The following is a 14,772-nucleotide window of genomic DNA, read 5'->3' as shown; positions in this document are numbered from 1 at the left end:
TGCGCTGTGTCGTCACTTGCCACCTGCTCGAATCCGGGAACGCACGATCACGCCCGGACAGCCGTCCGGCGTCCGGGGCGACCGCTCATCCTGCCGTACTCGGGGGTACGCCCGTCACCGGGTCGGCGCACCTCGGCCACCACTGTCCGTCCGTCACCGGGCCCGCGCACGGCGGGCCTTGACGCAGCCGGGGCCTCCGGCTGCCGTGGGGCGTGTTGGGAAAGTCCCGCCCGCCTCGCGACGCCCGGCACGCTCTGGCCCGCCTCACGTCCCGCTGAACGACCCGTGCCGCCCGGCTCCCGACGCGAAGCGGGCGGCGCCCTCCATGCCGTCGGCCAACACGTCCATGCCGTAGCGGAGTTCACCGCGCATGGCGGCCTTCTCGATCAGGCCCTCCTGATCGAGGACCGAGGCGCGGTCGCTGCGCAGGCAGGACTGGGGGAAGTCGGCGATGTCGGCGGCCAGTTCCTCGGCCGCGGCACGGGCCCGGCCGGTCGGGACGAGACGGTTGGCGAGCCCCATCTCGTACGCCTCGGAGGCGGGGACCGGGCGGCCGGTGAGGATCATGTCCATCGCGCGGCTGGTGCCGATGAGGCGGGGCAGGCGCACGGTGCCGCCGTCGATGAGCGGAACGCCCCAACGGCGGCAGAACACACCGAAGACCGCGTCCTCCTCCGCGACCCGCAGATCGCACCAGAGGGCCAGTTCCAGACCCCCGGCCACGGCATGCCCCGCGACCGCCGCGATGACCGGCTTGGACAGCCGCAGCCGGGTCGGGCCCATCGGCCCGTCACCGTCCTCGGCGACCCGGTTGCCGTGCTCGGTACCGATCGCCTTGAGGTCCGCGCCCGCGCAGAACGTGCCGCCCTCACCCCAGAGCACCGCCACCCGGGCCGTGTCATCGGCCTCGAACTCCCGGAAGGCGTCGGCGAGTTCGACGGCCGTCGGGCCGTCCACCGCGTTGCGGGCGGCGGGGCGGGAGAGGACGACCGTGGTGACGTACCCCTGGCGTTCGGTCCGGACCGGCATGTTGCTGACCCCTTCTCCCGGCTGACGTACGCCCGAGGCTACTCCGTGCCCTCCTGGCCGCTCAGATCACCTTCAGACGCACCAGCGCCCCCAGCGTCAGCGCCCCGGGCAGCAGCGGCAGCCACACCGTGATGATCCGGAACGCCAGGACCACCGCCGTGGCCACCGCCACCGGACCGCCCGCCGCCACCAGTGCGACGACGAGCGCCGCCTCCACCGAACCGATCCCGCCCGGCGTGGGCACCATCGCCACCGCGGCGGTCGCCGCCAGGTAGGCGAGAGCCATGTGCAGCGGCGGCACCGGCAGGTTCATCGCCTGTCCCACCGCGGTGAGACCGGCGGCCTGCAGCAGCGGGAAGGCGAGCGAACCGCCCCACAGGGCGCACGCGCGCGCCGGGCGGGAGTGCACCGAGCGCGCCTCGCCGAGCGCGGTGCGCAGGAACGACCACACCGCCACGCGCAGGCGCCGTACGAGCAGCAGCACCGTCACCGCGACGCACAGCAGCGCGCCCGCGCCGAGCAGCAGAGGGCCCGTCGCGCCGTCCGGGAGGAGGCCTCCGAGCCGCAGCGCGCCGGGGAACGCGACGAGCAGGCCCGCCAGCAGGGCGAGGCGGGCGACCGACTCGGCGAGCATGTACAGCGCGAGCGCCGCGGAGGAGCGGGCCAGCGGAACGCCGCACACCGTCATGAACCGCAGATTGACCGCGCTGGCGCCCAGCCCCGTCGGCAGCAGGTGATTGGCGGCGCCCGCCGCGAACTGGGTGGCGAGCAGCCTGCGCGCGGGCAGTCGCTCCACGACCGCGCCCTGCCGGGTGACGGCCGCGGCGACCCAGGTCAGACAGGTCGCGACGACCGCCGCCAGCAGCCACGGCCACTCGGCCGCGCGCAGATGGCCGAATCCCTCCACGAGCACGGAGCGGTGGCGTACGCCGACCACCAGCACGAGGGCGAGCGGGATCAGGCACAGGACCGACCGGAGGGGGAGGCGCCGGGGGAGTCCCTTGAGGGGAGTCCGCGGGGGCGTCTGGGGAAAACGGACCGCTGTCACATCCGGAGAGGTTTTCCACACCGCACCAACAGGAGGTTGCGGGCGAGGGTCCGGTGGCTGACACGCCGGGCAAGGTGCGGGAGGAGCCGGGGCCGGCGAGGTCGGCGGGGCCGTGGATACCGTCGTGGATGCCGTCATGAGTTCCCTGGGTCGTTCCTTCGTGCGCGTGGACTTCTTTCGCAAGACATTGACCTCAACGAAGCTTGAGGTCCTACGGTCACTTCCATGAGCATGGAGACCACAGCCTGGACACAGCTGCACAGCGTGATGAACGCGCAGCAGGAGCGCCGCCCCTTCGCCCGCGCGACGCTGCGCCGCATCGCCGCCTTCGCCCGCCCGCACCGCCGACGTATCGGCCAGTTCGTGGTGCTCAGCGTGATCACCGCGCTGCTGGCCGTCGCGACGCCGGTGCTCGCGGGGCGCGTCGTGGACGCCATCGTGTCCCGCGGCGACGAGGGCACCGTCGTCCGCCTTGCCGTGCTCATCGCGGTCATCGCGTTCGCCGAGGCGGGCCTCGGGATTCTCAGTCGCTGGCTGTCGGCGACGCTGGGGGAGGGGCTCATCCTGGATCTGCGGGCGGCTGTGTTCGATCATGTACAGCGCATGCCGGTCGCGTTCTTCACACGTACCCGTACGGGCGCGCTCGTCAGTCGACTCAACAACGACGTGATCGGCGCCCAGCGCGCCTTCAGCAACACCCTCTCCGGAGTGGTCGGCAACGTCGTCACCCTGCTGCTCACCCTCGCCGTCATGCTCACCCTGTCGTGGCAGATCACCCTGCTCGCCCTGGTCCTGCTGCCGGTGTTCGTGGTGCCCGCGCGGCGCATGGGCAGCCGGATGGCCAGGATGCAACGGGAGGCCGCACAGCTGAACGCGGCCATGGGCACCCGGATGACCGAGCGGTTCTCCGCACCCGGCGCCACCCTCATCAAGCTCTTCGGGCGGCCCGAGGACGAGTCCGCCGAGTTCGCGGCGCGGGCCGGGCGGGTGCGGGACATCGGGGTGCGTACGGCGATGGCGCAGTCGGCGTTCATCACGGCCCTGACGCTGGTCTCCGCCCTGGCGCTGGCGCTCGTGTACGGGCTGGGCGGCTGGTACGCGCTGCGCGGCAGCCTGGAACCGGGTGCCGTCGTCTCACTGGCGCTGCTGCTGACCCGCCTGTACGCGCCCCTCACCTCGCTCGCCGGGGCGCGCGTCGAGGTCATGAGCGCCCTGGTGAGCTTCGAGCGCGTCTTCGAGGTGCTCGACCTCAAGCCGCTCATCGAGGAGAAGCCGGACGCCCAGGAGGTCCCGGACGGCCCGGCGGCCGTGGAGTTCGACGACGTCACCTTCGCCTACCCCGCCGCGGACAAGGTCTCCCTCGCCTCCCTGGAGGAGGTCGCCGCCCTCGACACCCGGGCCGGCGCCGAGGTCCTGCGCGGTGTCTCCTTCCGCGCCGAACCGGGCCAGACCGTCGCGCTCGTCGGCTCCTCCGGAGCGGGCAAGTCGACCATCGCCCAGCTGCTGCCGCGGCTGTACGACACCGACGGGGGCGCCGTCCGCATCGGCGGCGTCGACGTCCGCGACCTGAGCGCCGAGTCGATGCGCCGCACCCTCGGCATGGTCACCCAGGACGGACACCTCTTCCACGACTCGGTACGCGACAACCTGCTGCTGGCCCGCCCCGCCGCGACGGAGCAGGAACTGTGGGACGTACTGCGCCGCGCCCGTCTGGAGGAACTCGTACGCTCCCTGCCCGACGGCCTCGACACGGTGGTCGGCGAGCGCGGCTACCGGCTCTCCGGCGGCGAACGCCAGCGGATGACCATCGCGCGGCTGCTGCTCGCCCGCCAGCGCGTCGTCATCCTCGACGAGGCCACCGCCCACCTGGACAACACCTCGGAGGCGGCCGTGCAGGAAGCGCTCACCGAGGCACTGGCGGGGCGCACGGCCCTGGTGATCGCCCACCGGCTGTCCACGGTGCGCGCCGCCGACGTCATCCTGGTCGTCGAGGCGGGACGGATCGTGGAGCGGGGTACCCACGAGGAGCTGCTGGCGCTGGAGGGGCGGTACGCGGAGCTGTACCGGACCCAGTTCGACGAGCCGAGGCCGGAAGGTGCCCGGGAGCCGAGCCTCGGGCTGATGATGGACTGAGGGGCCACCGGTCGCCGTACAGCCGGTCCCGGCACGGTCGGTCCCCGTACGGACACCGAGCGTGTTCCGGGTCGTACCGGCAGGGAAGCCGCACTGCAGGACAATGATGGAGCACTCGGGATCGTCGTATCGACGTAAGGGGAATCCTCATGGGTCAGATCGGATCGATCGGCCTGATTCTGCATCCCAGGCGCAATCCGGGGCCGGTCATCGAGTCCGTCGTCCACTGGGCCCGTACGCACGGGACCGAAGTGCTGGGCCTGCCGGACGAGGTGGGGCGCATCGCCTGCAGCGCCGTGGCCGTGCCGGTCGACGACCTGGTGGCCCGTGCCGGTCTGATCGTCAGTCTCGGCGGTGACGGAACCATGCTCCGCGCCATGCGGCTGCTCTCCGGCTCCGCGACCCCGGTGCTCGGCGTCAACCTGGGCCGGTTGGGATTCCTCGCCGAGATCGACGTCGAGGACCTGGCATCGGCGCTGGACCGCATCGACAGCGGCCGCTTCACCACCGAGGCCCGAATGGCCGTACGGACCCGTCTGCCGGACGGGCGCGAGTTCCGGGCGTTCAACGACATCGCCCTCGTCCGGGTGCCCGGCCACGGAATGGCCGCCATCTCCATCAGTCTCCAGGGGGACGAGTTCATCCGTTACGCCGCCGACGCGCTCGTGGTCGCCACCTCGACCGGATCGACGGCGTACAGCTTCGCCGCGGGCGGCCCGATCCTCTCGCCCAGGGTGGAGGCCATCCTCGTCGTACCGGCCAGCGCGCACTCGTCGTTCGACCGGGCACTCGTCCTGCCCGCGGACGAGGAGGTGGTGCTCGAACTGCTGCCCACGACAGGGCGGTTGGCGGTCGAGGTCGACGGCGAAGTGGTCGAGTACCTCGATGCGGGTGATCGGATCACCGTGACGGCCTGCCCCGCGGTCGCCCATGTGGTGCGCCTCGGCGGCACCACGTTCTACCAGCGGGCCCGCCGGAAACTCGGCATCAGGGGAAGCATCGAAGCGGGCCACCTCCATCCCGACGACCACGTCGATTTCGCGCTCCACGCCGATATCGCGGAGATCGCGGACGTCGCCGATGTCGCGGATACCGCGGAGCTGTGACGCACCGGGACCTCGTGCCGTGTCGGGGTGCTCGTCCGAGCGGATCCGGCGGCCGGGGCGCTGGGCGGTGCGGTACCCGCGGCGCGGCGGGCCGAGCGGCCGGCCGGCCGTTCTCCCTGGTCCCCGCCGCCAGGGTGCGCCCGCACCGGGCGGCGAGGACCGGTGTCAGGCCGTCCGGCCGGCCCCGGTGAGCGCCGCCCTCTCCCGCGCGGCGCGCACGGCCGCGGACAGCGAGGCGATGTCGTAGGCGCCGTGGTGACGGCGGCCGTTGACGAAGAACGTCGGGGTCCCCGAAACGCCGCTGAGATCGGCGGACTCCAGATCCGCGGCGATGTGGGCGGAACCCGCCCCGGCCCGGAGGTCGGCGCGGAAACGGTCGGTGTCGAGGCCGATCTCCTCGGCGTAGTGGAGCAGGTCCTTGGGCAGCAGGTCCCCCTGGTGCTCCAGCAGCAGATCGTGCATCTCCCAGTAGCCGTCCTGGAGGGCCGCGGCCTCGGCGGCCTCGGCGGCCAGCTGGGCGTTGGGGTGCACGTCGTGCAGCGGCAGATGCCGCCACACGTAGCGCACGTCCCCGAAGTCGGCGAGCAGCTCGCGCACCACGGGCTCGGCCAGCCCGCAGTACGGGCACTCGAAGTCCCCGTACTCGACCAGCGTGACCGGCGCGTCCAGAGGGCCGCGCACATGGTCGCGCCGCACGTCGACGGAGTCGCTGAGGTCCACGATGCTCTGGCTCGTACCGAGCAGGGCCCGGGAGCGGGAACGCTGCGGCAGGGCGCCGACCACCCGGGTGACCAGCCAGGTCAGGAGGAACGAGCCGACGACGGCGGCCAGGATCCCGATCTTCGCCTGCCCCAGTTCGTCGCCGTCGAAGGCGAGGGTCGCGATCAGCAGGGAGACGGTGAACCCCACCCCGGCCAGCGTGCCGCCCGCGGTGACGGCGCCCCAGCCGGCCGGCGGCCGGAGGCGTCCGCGGCTGACGCGGGTGGTGAGGAGGGCGGCACCGAGGATGCCGAGGGGTTTGCCGAGGACGTAGCCGAAGAGGATGCCCAGCGTGATCGGCGACGTGAAGGCGTGCGCCAGCTGGGCACCGCTGACGGTGATGCCGGCGTTGGCGAGGGCGAACAGCGGCACGATCACATAGCTCGTCCAGGGGTGGAACATCCGCTGGAGCCGCTCGTTGGGGGAGAGCGTCGAGGCCAGCCCCCGGCGGACCGTGCGCTCCAGTTCCGGCGTCGGCTGCTCGCGGAAGCGCCGGAACAGCGTGCTCGCGTGCTCCAGGTCGCTGCGTTCGGCCGGCCGGGCGTAGGTCAGCAGACCCATCGCGAGCCCCGTCACGACCGGGTCCACCCCCGACTTGAGGAGCGCCACCCAGATCGCCACGCCCAGCACCGCGTACAGCGCCGGGATCCGCACCCCCAGGACGCGGCGCACCAGCAGGAGGACGGCGAACAGGCCGAGCGCCGTCAGCAGCGCCGGTACCGACAGGGCTCCGCTGTAGGCGAAGGCGATGACGGCCAGCGCCACGAAGTCGTCCACGACGGAGACGCTGAGGATGAAGACCCGCAGACTGCCCGGCAGCCGCGTACCGAAGAGGGCGAGCATGCCCAGCGCGAAGGCCGTGTCCGTCGACATGGCGGTGCCCCACCCCTGCGCGGAGGCGTGGCCCGCGTTGACGGCCAGGTAGACCGCGACGGGCACGGCCATGCCGCTGAGTCCCGCGAGCACCGGCAGCGTGACCCGTCGTCGCTCCCGTAGTTCGCCCATGTCGAACTCGCGGCGCGCCTCCAGGCCCACGACGAAGAAGAACAGCGTCATCAGGCCGCTGTTCACCCACTCGCGCAGCCCCAGGGACACGCCGCCCGATCCGATGCGGACCGACAGCTCGGTGTGCCAGAAGGACGCGTACGAACCGGGCCCGAGGTTGGCCCAGGCGAGTGCCAGGAGCGCCGCGCTGAGCAGCACGGCGGCGCTGCCGGTCTCGGTCCGCAGGAAGTCCCGCAGCGGACCGTGGGCGCTCTTGCCGCACACGGTCTGCCCCGACAGGAGGGAGCTCTCAGGTGGCTCAGGTGGCACAGTCACTCCGTGATTCTCGCCCGGCGCGTCAACCCGCACCCGGCGAAGCCACGCCAAGGCGTGCCCCGGTCCCGCTCCGCTCCGACGGTGCACCCCTGGTAACTCCCCGCGGACGGTTCCTCTTCCGGTGCGGGTCCCGCGCGGGCGCCCTCCGGGTGACACGCGGACACGGCCCGGGCGCTTTTCGGGGGGCTTCCGCGGTGGCCGCCGCTCCTACGAGGGCGTGTTGTGCCGCTGTCCCGTCCGCGACGGACCGGCCGCGGCGGGCCCTCGGTCCTGTGGAGGGGCGTCCTGCGCGGGACGGCGCCCGCCGCGCAGGGCCGAGGCGAGCGCGGAGACCAGCGCCATGCCCGCGGCCACGCTGAAGACGATGGTGAGCCCGTGGTGGAAGGGGCCGGAGACCAGTCGGGGGAAGAAGGTGTGACCGGTCAGGGCCGCGTGCTGGGCCGGGGAGAGAGGGGCGAGGGCTCCACCGGACGCGAGCAGGTGTTCGATGGGGTTGTTGCCGAGGAACGTGGCGAACAACGTGCTCACCGGCGGGAGCGACGCGGCGTGTTCGGCCGCGCCGGCGGGCACGCCGTGCGCCTGGAGTCCGCCGCTGAGCGCCGCGGGCAGCGACGAGGCAAGTCCGGAGACCATCAGCGAGAAGAACACGCCGATGGACAGGGCGGTGCCCGAGTTCTGGAACGTGGAGCGCATGCCCGAGGCGACGCCCCGGTACTCGGGCGGCACGCTGCCCATGATCGAGGAGGTGTTCGGGGAGGAGAACATGCCCTGGCCCAGTCCGTTGAGCAGCAGCAGCGCCGCGAAGGTCCCGTAGTCGAAGTCGATGGGCAGGACGAGCAGCCCGAGGAAGGAGACCGCGACGACGATCAGGCCGGTCGTGGAGAACATCCGGGCGCCGAACCGGTCCGACAGGTAACCGGACAGGGGACCCGCGATCAGGAAGCCCAGGGTCAGGGGCAGCATGAAGATGCCCGCCCACAACGGGGTGTCCTCGAACGCGTAGCCGTGCAGCGGCAGCCAGATGCCCTGAAGCCAGATGATGAGCATGAACTGCAGCCCGCCGCGTGCGATCGCGGTCAGCAGCGCCGCCACGTTGCCCGCGGCGAAGGCCCGGATCTTGAACAGGGCCAGGGTGAACATCGGGTCGGCGACGCGCGACTCGACGTAGCAGAAGAGCAGCAGCAGGACGACACCGCCGGTCAGGCCGGCGAGCACCCACGGATTTCCCCAGCCGGTGGCGTGCGAGCCGTAGGGCTGGATGCCGTAGGTGATGCCGACCAGCAGGGTCCCGGCGCCCGCGGCGAAGGTGATGTTGCCCAGCCAGTCGATCCGGCCGGGACGCCCCGCCGAGGTCTCCCGCAGGCTCAGGTACGACCAGACGGTGCCGGTGATACTGACCGGCACGCTCACCCAGAACACCGCGCGCCAGTCGACGGCGGCCAGCAGTCCGCCGGCGAGGAGGCCGAGGAACTGGCCGGCGAGCGCGGTGATCTGGTTGATGCCGAGGGCCATGCCGCGCTGCCGGGTGGGGAAGGCGTCGGTGAGGATGGCGGCCGAGTTGGCGGTGAGCATGGAGCCGCCGAACGCCTGCACGACCCGCCACAGGATCAGCCACAGGGCGCCGGCGGCGGCCCGGAACGGGTCGAGGGAGAGCGCGACGGAGGCACAGGCGAAGACGAGGAAGCCGAGGTTGTAGATCTTGACCCGGCCGTACATGTCGCCGAGCCGGCCGAGGACGACGACGAGTACCGCCGACACCAGCAGATAACCCAGGATCATCCAGAGCAGATAGCCGATGTTGCCGGGTGCGAGCGGGTCGAGCCCGATCCCGCGGAAGATCGCGGGCAGCGAGATGATCACGATGGAGGCGTCCATCGTGGCGATCAGCACGCCGAGCGTGGTGTTGGACAGCGCGACCCACTTGTAGCCGGGACCCGCGGGCAGGTCCTTGCGGCGCAGGGAGCGCAGGACGGACGCGCCGCCTCCGCGCGGACCGCCCGGACCACCGTCGTCAGGCGTACGGACGGTCACAGTCGTTCCGCCAGTCGGTCGAGGAGGGGCAGCGCGGAGGCGAGGGTCTCGCGCTCCCGCTCGGTGAACTCGTCGAGAGCCGCCGCGAGGCGTTGGACGGACTCGGAGCGCCGCTCCGCCAGCATGGCCCGCCCCTCGTCGGTGATCGCCACGATGATCCGCCGCCCGTCCGCCGTGTCGGGAGCGCGACCGACCAGCCCGCGTTCTCCGAGCGCCGCGAGGGTGCTGGCCATCGCCTGGGGCCGTACGCGCTCCAGCTCGGCGAGGGACCCCGGCGAGCCGGCACCGTCGGCGGCGAGCCGCGCGAGCACCGAGACGCCGGAGAGCGACACGTCCCCCACGGCGTGGGCCTGGCGCAGTCGCCGGGTCATACGACCCACGGCGAGGCGCAGGGCGGAGGCGAGCCGGGCGGTGTCGCCGGGTTCCCGGACCTGGTCGTGACCTGCTTCTGTATCCACCTTCACAGATACTGACACTAGGTTTATCAGGCTGGGCTGCTCAATCAAATGTTAGTAATTATCGTGCCCCGGCCGCGCCCGCGGGAGCGCGTCGCGACAGGAATGCGTCCACCGAGTGGGTCCACCGAGTGCACCGAGTGCATTGAGGGTCCCTTCACAGCAGGGCGTCGAGAGTGATCGGCAGATCCCGCAGACGCTTCCCCGTGGCGTGGTACACGGCGTTGGAGATCGCGGGCGCGATGCCGACCAGCCCGACCTCCCCGACACCCTTGGTGCCCGTGGCGGTGCCGCGATCGGGCTCGCCGACGAAGACCACGTCCAGCTCGGGCACGTCGGCGTTCACCGCGACGAGGTAGTCGCCGAAGGTGCCGTTGGCGATGCGGCCGGTGTGCGGGTCGGTGACCGTGTCCTCGTACAGGGCCATGCCGATGCCGCCGACCGTGCCGCCGATGATCTGACTCCGGGCCGTCTTCGCGTTGAGGATGCGGCCGCCGTCGATCGCGGAGACCACCCGCGCGACGCGGATGAGTCCGAGATCCGCGTCCACCCGGACCTCCACGAACTTCGCGCCGTACGCGCCGGCCGGGGACATGCCCAGCTCGGTGGGGGTCGGCGGCGTGCTGTTCCCGTACGCCGTGAGCTCGGACATATCGTGCCGGGCGAGGATGTCGACGTACGACTCCCCTCGGTCCGGGCGGCCGGCCAGATGGACCCTGCCCCCGGTGCACTCCACGTCACCGGGGGACACTCCCCGCAGCGGCGAGTCGGTGTCACCGGCCGCGAGTTCGGCGAAGGAGCGCACCAGTCGCCGGCACGCGTCGTGCACGGCGTTGCCCAGCGCGCCGGTCAGGCCGGAGCCGCCCGCCATCATCGAGTTGGGCATGTCGGAGTCGCCCAGGTCGAAACGGACCAGATCCAGGGGCAGCCCCAGTTCCTCGGCGGCCAGTTGGGCCATGACGGTGTACGTGCCGGTGCCGATGTCCGTCGCCGCGCTGCGCACCAGCGCGCTGCCGTCGCTGTTGACGGTGGCCTGCGCCGAGCAGGGCTGCGCGAAGTAGGGGAACATCGCGCTCGCCATTCCGTAGCCGACCAGCCAGTTCCCGTCGCGCATCGAGCACGGCTCGGGGTTGCGGTCGTACCAGCCGAAGCGCCGCGCGCCGACCTCGTAGCACTCCAGGATCGCCTTGCCGGACCAGGGCAGCCCGTTGCGCGGATCGACGTCGGTGTGGTTGCGCACCCGTAGGTCCAGGGGGTCCATGCCCAGAGTGCAGGCCAGTTCGTCGAGCGCCGACTCCAGCGCGAAGTTGCCCTGTGCCTCGGCGGGGGCCCGCATGGACGTCGGCACGGCGATGTTGATCCGCGCCTGCCGGTCCCGCGTGATCACGTTGGGGCACCCGTAGGCGAAGGAGGTACCCGACGAGAACGGCTCGAAGTCGGTGTCCTCCATGCTCAGGGAGATGAGGCTGCGGTGGTCGAGGGCGACCAGTCCGCCGTCGCGCGTGGCGCCGACACTCAGCCACTGCACCCCGCTGGGGCGGTGCCCGACGGAGGTGAACATCTGCGGCCGGGTCAGGACCAGTTTGACCGGCCGCTTGAGCATCCGGGCGGCGAGGGCGGTCAGGATCACGTGCGGCCACGCGCGCAGTCCGGCGCCGAAGCCCCCGCCGACGTAGGGCACCAGGACCCGTACCGAGCTCTCGGGGATGCCGAAGACCATGGCCAGGGTGGTGCGCACCATGGACGGCCACTGACTGGTGTCGTGGACGGTGAGGGTGTCGCCCTCCCACACGGCGACCGTCGCGAACAGCCCGAGCGGGTTGTTGGTGTTGTCGGCGGTCGTGTACGTGGCCCGGACGGTCACCTCGGCGGACTCCAGCGCCGCGCCGGGGTCGCCGCGCGAGGTGTCCATCTCCCATGGATCGAGGACCTGTTCGGCCCGTGGGTCCCGCAGGTCCAGGAGCGGTTCCTCGACCTCGTAGTCGACCCGCACCAGCCGCGCCGCGGCCGTGGCCTGCTCGGGAGTCTCGGCCACCACGAAGGCGATGTGCTGCCCGTGGTGCACGATCCGGTCGTTCCTCAGCGGTGGCGGCGGCGACGCCCCGAGCACTGTCATCGGGCCCGTGCCGACCGACGGGACGTTCTCATGGGTGATCACGGCCAACACGCCGGGAGCGCCTTCGGCGGCCTCGGTGTGCATGCGCAGGATGCGGCCCGCGGCGACCGTGGACTGCACCACGGCCCCGTAGGCCTGGCCGGGGATGCTGAAGTCCATCGGGTACGGGGCGGTTCCGGTGACCTTGCGCGGGCCGTCGACCCTGCTGACGCCCGCGCCCACCAGCGGCCTGCTCTCGACGGTGCTCATGGCGTCACTCCTGAGACTGTCTGCAGCTCGCGCACCAGCGTGCGACGGGCCAGCGGCACCTTGAACGCCGTGCCGGGGACGGTGAAGGCATCGCGCATCGTGGCGTCGGCCGCGTCCGTGAACGTCGCGGTGGTGGCAGGCGCGCCCGTCAGCACGTGCTCGGCCTCGTAGGCCCGCCAGGGCTTCGTCCCCACCCCGCCGAGGCCGACCCGGGCGCGCCGGATCGTGCCACCCTCCATGAGGAGCAGAACGGCGGCGGAGGTGAGGGCGAACTCGTACGACGTCCGGTCACGGACCTTGAGGTACCCCGACCTGGCGGCCGGCGGGGGCAGCGGGATCTCGACCTCGGTGATCAGCTCGGCGTGCTCCAGGACGTTCTCGCGCTGCGGGCTCTCGTCCGCCGTCACATAGAACTCCGTCAGTGGCACGGTGCGACGCTCCGACACCCCCTGGACGTGCACGAGCGCGTCCAGCGCCACCAGGGCGACGGCGAGATCGGAGGCGTGCAGCGCGATGCAGCGCTCGCTCGCGCCGAGCACGGCGTGCATCCGCGCCACGCCCTCGACAGCGGCGCAACCGGAGCCCGGGGCACGCTTGTTGCACGCCTGGACCGTGGGGTCGCGGAAGTAGCGGCAGCGCGTGCGCTGGAGCAGGTTGCCCCCGATGGTGGCCATGTTCCGCAGTTGGACCGAGGCGCCCAGCAGCAGCGCCTCGCGCACCACGGGCAGCCGCTCGGCCACCGTGGGGTCGGCGGCCAGCTCCTCCATGGTCACCAGTGCCCCCACATGAAGGGATTCGCCACGGCGTTCGATGCCGTGGAGGGGGAGTCGGGTGATGTCGATCAGCCGCGGTGGCTCGAGGACCCCGTCCTTCATCAGGTCCAGCTGAGTGGTGCCGCCCGCGAGGCACGACGCGGCCGGGTCGTCCGCCAGCAACCGCACCACTTCCTGGGTGTCGACGGCCCGCACGTAGTCAAAGGTCCGCATCGAGGCCTCCCCGGGTCGCCGCCTCGCGTACGGCGGCCACGATGTTGGGATAGGCGCCGCAACGGCACAGGTTGCCGCTCATGAACTCCCGGATCTCCTCGTCGGAGCCGGCCCGGCCCTCGGCCAGGAGGGCCACCGCGGACATGATCTGCCCAGGTGTGCAGAAGCCGCACTGGAAGCCGTCGTGCTCCATGAACGCCTGCTGCACCGGGTGCGGTCCGTCGGGCCCGGAGACGCCCTCGATGGTGGTGATCTCCCGGCCCTCGGCCTGCGCCGCCAGGGTCAGGCAGGACAGCACTCTCCGGCCGTCCACGTGGACCGTGCACGCGCCACAGGCTCCCTGGTCACAGCCCTTCTTCGTGCCCACCAGACCCAGCCGGTCACGCAGGGCGTCCAACAGGGTGACCCGGGTGTCCAGGCGGAGCGTGTAGGGACGGCCGTTCACGTCGAGTGTCACGACCCGTTCGATGATCGCGGGACGCTCGTCCACGTCCCGCCTGCTCGCCACGTCCGTCATCGCGTCCTCCTCCGGACGGGTCGCGAAACGACTCGAGCCCCTCCTGGGGGCGGATCCGGTGAGTAGGTTTCGACTGATATGCGCTACTTCAGTAACTTTTCCCACCATATAGGCCGAACAGGTGATTCCGCGCGGGCACCGGCCTGAGCAGGGGCCCGCGCGGCACGTTCCACGAAGGCCTCTGAACGTTCCACGAAGGCCTCTGAACAAGGCGCCTCCGCTCAAGGGCGCCCGAGGCTCAAGGTCGGCTCGAGGCTCAAGGGCGCCCAAGGCTCAAGGGCGGCTCGAGACTCCGAGTGGCCCAAGACTCAAGGGCGGCTCGAGCGCCTCTGTTCGAGCGCCTGCGTTCAAAGGCCTGCGTTCAAAGGCCTGCGTTCCAAGGCTTCCCTCATACGACCGGCGGGCGCCCCGCGCTGTCGGCCGCCGGGCCGGCGCGCACGACGGCCTGGTCGCCGTGGGGCCCGAACAGATGCAGGATCTCCACCGGCTCGGCACCGGCGGGCCCGAACCAGTGCGGTTCGTCGGTGTCGAACTCGGCCACCTCGCCCGGCCGGAGCGTGACCTCGCGCTCCCCGAGGACGAGACGGAGCTCGCCGGCGAGCACGTAGAGCCACTCGTAGCCGGAGTGGGTTACCAGCCGCGGTTCGCGGTACGCGAGCACCTGCTTGAAGACCTGGACCCGGCCGGGGTACTGCGTCAGCGGGACGAGGACGCTGCCCGGCTTGCGGCTCCGCGGCTTGAGATGGACCCGCGGGTCACCGGTGGCCGGTGCCGCGACCAACTGGTCCAGCGCGACACGGTGGGCCCGGGCGAGCGGGATGAGAAGGTCGAGCGTCGGGCGGCGCAGCCCCGACTCCAGGCGCGACAGCGTGCTGACGGAGATCCCGGTGTCCTCCGCGAGGGATTCGAGGGTGAGGCCGCGGTCGTGTCGCAGAGCGCGCAACCGGGGCCCGATACCGGCGAGGAGTTCCGCGAGTTCGGCGTCCATGGGGCCATTTTGCGGTCTCCGCAAAGATCCTGGTT

The 14,772-nt window shown here is 71.8% G+C and carries 11 protein-coding genes; 2 read left to right on the top strand and 9 right to left on the bottom strand.

Going from position 1 to position 14,772, the window contains the following annotated elements:
- Nucleotides 1–264: 264 nt before the first annotated feature.
- Entirely contained in the window at nucleotides 265–1,029 is a 765-nt protein-coding gene (locus tag OG199_RS08205; protein WP_356800176.1) for a crotonase/enoyl-CoA hydratase family protein, read from the bottom strand.
- Between the two features lie 61 nt (nucleotides 1,030–1,090).
- Nucleotides 1,091–2,077: a lysylphosphatidylglycerol synthase domain-containing protein gene (locus OG199_RS08200; protein WP_356800177.1), complete on the bottom strand. Its 987-nt coding sequence runs from the start codon at nucleotides 2,075–2,077 to the stop codon at nucleotides 1,091–1,093.
- A 225-nt stretch (nucleotides 2,078–2,302) separates the two neighbouring features.
- Here OG199_RS08200 and OG199_RS08195 point away from each other — a divergent pair, with 225 nt between their 5' ends.
- The gene (locus OG199_RS08195) at nucleotides 2,303–4,210 is read left to right on the top strand and encodes an ABC transporter ATP-binding protein (protein ID WP_401805268.1); all 1,908 of its coding nucleotides are present in this window, start codon (nucleotides 2,303–2,305) and stop codon (nucleotides 4,208–4,210) included.
- Nucleotides 4,211–4,359: 149 nt separating this feature from the next.
- On the top strand, nucleotides 4,360–5,316 hold the full coding sequence (locus OG199_RS08190) for an NAD(+)/NADH kinase (protein ID WP_356800178.1): 957 nt from the start codon (nucleotides 4,360–4,362) through the stop codon (nucleotides 5,314–5,316).
- A 165-nt stretch (nucleotides 5,317–5,481) separates the two neighbouring features.
- Here the strand turns inward: OG199_RS08190 and nhaA are convergent, their stop codons facing one another.
- The 7 genes from nhaA to OG199_RS08155 form a co-directional block, all read right to left on the bottom strand.
- Nucleotides 5,482–7,395, bottom strand: a complete 1,914-nt coding sequence (gene nhaA, locus OG199_RS08185) for a Na+/H+ antiporter NhaA (protein ID WP_356800179.1) — start codon at nucleotides 7,393–7,395, stop codon at nucleotides 5,482–5,484.
- A 207-nt stretch (nucleotides 7,396–7,602) separates the two neighbouring features.
- The gene (locus tag OG199_RS08180) at nucleotides 7,603–9,270 is read right to left on the bottom strand and encodes an MFS transporter (RefSeq protein WP_401805401.1); all 1,668 of its coding nucleotides are present in this window, start codon (nucleotides 9,268–9,270) and stop codon (nucleotides 7,603–7,605) included.
- 152 nt (nucleotides 9,271–9,422) lie between these two features.
- Nucleotides 9,423–9,884: a MarR family transcriptional regulator gene (locus tag OG199_RS08175; protein WP_356800180.1), complete on the bottom strand. Its 462-nt coding sequence runs from the start codon at nucleotides 9,882–9,884 to the stop codon at nucleotides 9,423–9,425.
- A 154-nt stretch (nucleotides 9,885–10,038) separates the two neighbouring features.
- Complete coding sequence (locus tag OG199_RS08170) at nucleotides 10,039–12,246, bottom strand: xanthine dehydrogenase family protein molybdopterin-binding subunit (RefSeq protein WP_405828821.1); 2,208 nt, start codon at nucleotides 12,244–12,246, stop codon at nucleotides 10,039–10,041.
- Complete coding sequence (locus OG199_RS08165; protein ID WP_356800182.1) at nucleotides 12,243–13,232, bottom strand: xanthine dehydrogenase family protein subunit M; 990 nt, start codon at nucleotides 13,230–13,232, stop codon at nucleotides 12,243–12,245. Before OG199_RS08165 ends, OG199_RS08170 begins: the two co-directional genes overlap by 4 nt.
- Nucleotides 13,219–13,749 carry a (2Fe-2S)-binding protein gene (locus tag OG199_RS08160; protein WP_405828819.1) on the bottom strand — a complete coding sequence of 177 codons (531 nt, stop codon included), beginning with the start codon at nucleotides 13,747–13,749 and terminating at the stop codon, nucleotides 13,219–13,221. Before OG199_RS08160 ends, OG199_RS08165 begins: the two co-directional genes overlap by 14 nt.
- A 388-nt stretch (nucleotides 13,750–14,137) precedes the next feature.
- Nucleotides 14,138–14,737, bottom strand: coding sequence for a helix-turn-helix domain-containing protein (locus tag OG199_RS08155; RefSeq protein ID WP_405828817.1), 600 nt, complete (start codon nucleotides 14,735–14,737; stop codon nucleotides 14,138–14,140).
- Nucleotides 14,738–14,772 lie beyond the last annotated feature (35 nt).

Origin of the sequence: Streptomyces sp. NBC_01176 (assembly GCF_045039825.1) — a bacterium.
GTDB lineage: Bacteria > Actinomycetota > Actinomycetes > Streptomycetales > Streptomycetaceae > Streptomyces.
The sequence above is the reverse complement of the archived record's forward strand: the minus strand, read 5'-3'. Positions and strand labels throughout refer to the sequence as shown.